3 protein-coding genes and 1 pseudogene are annotated in these 4,674 nt (G+C 73.2%); 3 read left to right on the top strand and 1 reads right to left on the bottom strand.

The window, feature by feature from the left end:
• The 3 genes and pseudogenes from AB0M52_RS30885 to AB0M52_RS30875 form a co-directional block, all read left to right on the top strand.
• The coding region (locus AB0M52_RS30885; protein WP_363961020.1) for a CopD family protein at positions 1-1,403 on the top strand (1,403 nt) is incomplete at its 5' end.
• Positions 1,404-1,416: 13 nt separating this feature from the next.
• Positions 1,417-2,181 carry a YcnI family protein gene (locus AB0M52_RS30880; protein ID WP_363961018.1) on the top strand — a complete coding sequence of 255 codons (765 nt, stop codon included), beginning with the start codon at positions 1,417-1,419 and terminating at the stop codon, positions 2,179-2,181.
• Between the two features lie 669 nt (positions 2,182-2,850).
• Positions 2,851-3,237: pseudogene (locus AB0M52_RS30875) on the top strand (hypothetical protein); the annotation flags it as partial.
• 233 nt (positions 3,238-3,470) lie between these two features.
• Here the strand turns inward: AB0M52_RS30875 and AB0M52_RS30870 are convergent.
• The coding region (locus tag AB0M52_RS30870; RefSeq protein ID WP_363961016.1) for a glycosyltransferase family 87 protein at positions 3,471-4,674 on the bottom strand (1,204 nt) is incomplete at its 5' end.

The raw sequence follows: 4,674 nt of genomic DNA, 5'->3' as shown, positions 1-4,674 counted from the left end.
GTGAGCCGACCTTCGCCGACAGCGTGGTCAACATCCCGGTCGACACCTCCGCCGGAAACGGCACCTACCTGGTCACGTACCGGGTGATCTCCGCCGACAGCCACCCGGTCTCCGGGGCGTTCACCTACTCCGTCGGCGCCCCCTCCGAGCCGCCGGTGGACACCGGCAACGACAGCAGGGCGGATCCGGTGGTCAGCGCGGCGATCAAGGTCGCCAAGTTCGTCGGCTACGCCGGCCTGCTGCTGGTGGTCGGCCCGGCGCTGGTGCTCGCCCTGCTCTGGCCGCGCCGGCTGTCTCGCCGGGGACCGGCCCGGCTGGCCTGGACCGGCCTCGGGCTGGTGGCGCTGGCCACGGTCGCGGTGACGCTGCTGCAGGTGCCGTACACCAACGGCGGCGGGCCGTTCGACATCACCGGCGAGGGGCTCAGCCTGACGCTCGGTAGCGCGTTCGGGGCCGCCCATCTGGTCCGCCTCGGGCTGCTGGCCGCGGCGGCGTTCCTGCTCCGGCCGCTGCTGGCCGGGCCGGTGGGCCGTACCGACCTGGTGATCCTCGGCGTCCTCGCCGGGGGAGCGCTGCTCACCTGGCCGCTGGCCGGGCACCCGGCGGCCTCGCCCGCGCCGGCCGTGTCGGTGGTCGTCGACGCGGTGCACCTGGGCAGCATGGCGGTCTGGCTGGGTGGGCTGGTGATGCTCGCCGTGTTCCTGCTGCCCCGGGCCGACGAGCGGGAGCTGGGCGCGATCCTGCCGATCTGGTCGCGCTGGGCCGCCCTGGCCGTCTCCGCGCTGCTGCTCGCCGGCATCGTCCAGGCCCTGATCGAGGTGGCTACCCCGGCGGCGCTGGTGAGCACCCAGTACGGACGGCTGGTGCTGGCCAAGATCGGGCTGTTCGCGGCGGTGATCGCGGTGGCCGCGTACTCCCGGTATCTGGTGCGCAAGCGGATCGCGGCGAGCCGACCGGCGCCGGTACGCCGGGCGATCCTGGCCGAGTTGGCGATCACCGCGATCGTGCTCGGCGTGTCGGCCGTCCTGGTGCAGACCCCGCCGGCCCGCACCGCCTCGGCCGACGTGGCCGCCCTCGACAGTGGCTCCTTCAGCACCAGGGTGAACAGCTCGCTCTACTCGTTGCAGATCGAGATCACCCCGGCCGAGCGGGGCAACAACTCGGTGCACTTCTACGCGTACACGCTGGACAACCGGCCGCAGCCGGTCGTCGAGTGGAAGGCCACCGTCGCGCTCCCGTCGGCCGGGATCGAGCCGATCGACGTCCCGCTGCTGCCGCTCACCGACAACCACGCCACCGGGGAGATCAGCCTGCCCGCGGCGGGGGAGTGGGAAATGCGGGTCACCGCCCGCACCACCGAGATCGACCAGGCCACGGTGACCGCCACCGTGCCCATCCGTTAGAAAGGTTCCACCGATGATCCGTCACCGGCGTACCGCAGGCGCGGCTGCCGCCCTGGCGCTCGGCGCCATCGCCACGGCCGTCTTCGGCTTCGCGGCGCCCGCGTCGGCCCACGTCACGGTCAACCCGAACGAGGCCAAGCAGGGCGGCTACGGCCGGTTCGCGTTCCGGGTGCCGAACGAGAGCGACTCGGCGTCGACCACCAAGCTGGAGATCTTCCTGCCGGAGAACGCCCCGGTCGGCTCGGTGTCCACGATGCCGGTGCCGGGTTGGACGGTGGCGGTGGAGAAGCGCAAGGTCGACCCGCCGGTGCTGGTGCATGGCAGTGAGATCTCCGAGGTGGTGGCCAAGGTCACCTGGACGGCCAGCGGCGCTGCGGCGATCGCCCCGGGCACCTTCCAGGAGTTCCCGATCTCCATGGGCCCGCTGCCCGAGGTGGACCAGATGGTCTTCAAGGCGTTGCAGACCTACTCCAACGGTGACGTGGTGCGCTGGATCGACGAGCCGCAGCCCGGCACCGAGCCGGCCGCCCCGGCGCCGGTGCTCACCCTCACCGCCGCCACGCCGGCCACGCCGTCGGCGCAGCCCGCGGAGTCGCCCGCCGTGGCGGGTGGCGCGGCTGACGAGGGCGACGACGGCAACGGGCTGGCCGTGGGGCTCGGGGTCGCCGGGCTGATCGCCGGGGTCGGTGGGCTGGTGCTGGGCGGGCTGGCGTTCGCGCGTACCCGGCGCGAGGGCGGCGACGCCGCCCAGAGCGGCGAGCCGGCACCGACGTCCTGACCGTCATTGCCTCGCGGGCCCGCCGGAGATTTCCGGCGGGCCTGCCCGCTTTCTACGTCCGTGCCGTGGATATCCGCTGATCGGCGGCTCCGTCTGGGTAAGGTCGGCCGGGTGTTTTGGCTACGGAGGGGGACAGGGCGGATGCGTTTCGTGTGGGCGCTGACCGGAATGGTGCTGCTGACCATCGGCACCACCGCGCTGCTCGGCGCTGCCGCGCTCGGCCTGGTGACCGGCCATGCCGCCCCCAATGGGGCGTTCACCGCGCAGTTCGAGACCGTGCAGACGCCGGGGCACGCGGTGGTGGTGACCGACCTCGACGCGCTGGTGCGGCAGGAGGTGCCGTTCGCCCGAGGCGGGCAGTCCCGGCTGCGGCTGGATGCCCGTACGCCCGACGGGCCGGCCTTCGTCGGGCTCGCCCCGGCCGAGGAGGCCCGGCGGTGGCTCGCGGGGGCGCCGCACGCCGTGGTCCAGCGGATGGCGCTGGCCCGGGGACCGCTGCCGGTCCGGCTGGAGCAGGTCACGCCGGCGGACGACGCGCCACCGACCGTCCCCGCCGGCCCCGCCGCACAGACCTTCTGGGTGCACGCCGGTGCCGGCGTGCTGGAGTGGAGCCCCGCTGACCTGGCCGGCCAGCGGCTCAGCCTGGTGCTGATGCGGCCCGACGGCCAGGCCGACCTGGCCCTGGACCTGCGCGCGGAACTGCGGGCCGGGTGGATCGCCCCGGCCACCTGGGGGTCGCTGGCCGGCGGGATGCTGCTGGTGATCCTCGCGGCGCTGGTCCTGCTGCGCCCGATGCGCCCCCGTGAGGTGGTCTTCGTGGTGGAGCCGGACCAGGTGCCGGTGCTCGCCGGCCGGCTCGGGATGAGTTCGCTCAGTGGCCTTGGCGCCCCGCCGCAGCCCGGGCCGCGCCCGCTGGCCGTACGGCAGCTCGTGTCGGTGGGCAGCGTCGTGCCCAGCCCGTTCCGGCCGGCGATTGCTCCGATGCGGCGACCGGAGACGCTCGCCGACCTGCCCGCCCCACACCACCCGCTGCGCCCTGCCGCGCCACCCCGCTGACCCCTCGCCGCCCCTCGCCGCCCCTCGCCGCCCGGCTCCACCGATCTTGCACTTGTCGTCCCCGCAAAAGCTGCAAAAGGGGCATATTGGCGACCGAAAGTGCATGATCGGCGGACGGGGGTGGGGCGACGGACGGGGGACGGCGGGCGGCCCTCCGCGCTGCCGACACGGAGGGCCGCCCTCACCGGGGGATATCGGTGCTCATCGGAGGGGATGAGCTGTTTGGCGCAAGATTACCGGTGAATGGGCGTCTCGGGAAGAGTGTCCGCTTCACGCGACTCATTCCTCGGCACGTCGGCCCCGGGGCGCACCGGTAGGGCGACCAGCAGCACCAGGCAGAGCAGCACGTACGAGTTGCGGAGCAGGAACTCCCAGGGGGTGTCGGTACGCGACGGGGCGGCCCCGAAGTCGTAGAAGGACACCACGCCGTACACGATGATCGCCGAGGTGCCGACGGCGAGCCAGACCAGCCGGCGGCGCCGGCGTGCCCCGGCGGCGGTGCGCGGGTCGGTGCTCAGCGCCGCGTCGGCCAGGATCACCACCGCCGGAATGAACCAGTAGATGTGGTGGGTCCAGGTGATCGGGCTGATCAGCGCCGCCACCAGGCCGGTCAGGGTCAGGCCGGTCAGCGCGTCCCGGGCGCGGGCCGCCCGGGCCGCCCGCCACAGCCCGTACCCGACGACGGCCACCACCAGCGGCAGCCAGACCAGCCGGCTCGGCTCCTCTGGGGCGGTGATCCGGCTCAACAGGCCGAACAGTGACTGGTTGCCGGTGTAGTCGGTGCGACCGACCCGGTCGGTGGCCCACAACTCGTGGGTCCAGAACCGCCACGAGTCCCCGGGCGCGACCGCAGCGGCCAGCAGGGTCGCCCCGGTGGCGGTCGCCGCCGCCACCGCCGCCGCTCGCCACCGCCGGCTGGCCAGCAGGTAGACCACGAAGATGCCCGGGAACAGCTTGAGCGCCGCTGCCAGCCCGACGCCCACGCCGGCCCACCGGCTGTTCCGGGGTACGGCGAACAGCAGGTCGGCCAGGATCAGCACCACCAGCAGCATGTTGATCTGGCCGAAGGTGATCGTCTCCCGGGTGCTCTCCACCGCGAGCACGAGCAGCACCCCCACCACGAGGGTGAGCAGGCGGGGCAGGTGGTGCCGGCGGATCACCGGGTCGAGCAGCCACCTCGTGGTGACCACCACGGCCAGCAGGGTCAGCCCGGTGAAGATCGCCACGGTCGCGCCCAGCTTGAGCAGGCTGAACGGCAGCAGCAGCAACGCGGCGAACGGGGGATAGGTGAAGTACAGCTCGCCCTGCACCCGGTCGGGCTGTACGTAGTCGTAGAGCGGGTTGCCGGCGGCCCACCAATCCATCGCCGACATGTAGATCTTCAGGTCGAAGAAGTCGTGCACGGTGTTCGGCAGGTAGAGCGCCGGCAGGACCGCC

The sequence above is a fragment of the Micromonospora sp. NPDC051296 genome, from assembly GCF_040682255.1.
Classification (GTDB): Bacteria; Actinomycetota; Actinomycetes; order Mycobacteriales; family Micromonosporaceae; genus Micromonospora; species Micromonospora craterilacus.
Note: the sequence above shows the minus strand (reverse complement) of the source record. Positions and strands in the feature narration are given on the sequence as shown.

Coding starts and splice junctions, on each gene's coding strand:
- AB0M52_RS30880 (WP_363961018.1), top strand. CDS start 1,417: ATGATCCGTCACCGGCGTACCGCAGGCGCGGCTGCCGCCCTGGCGCTC.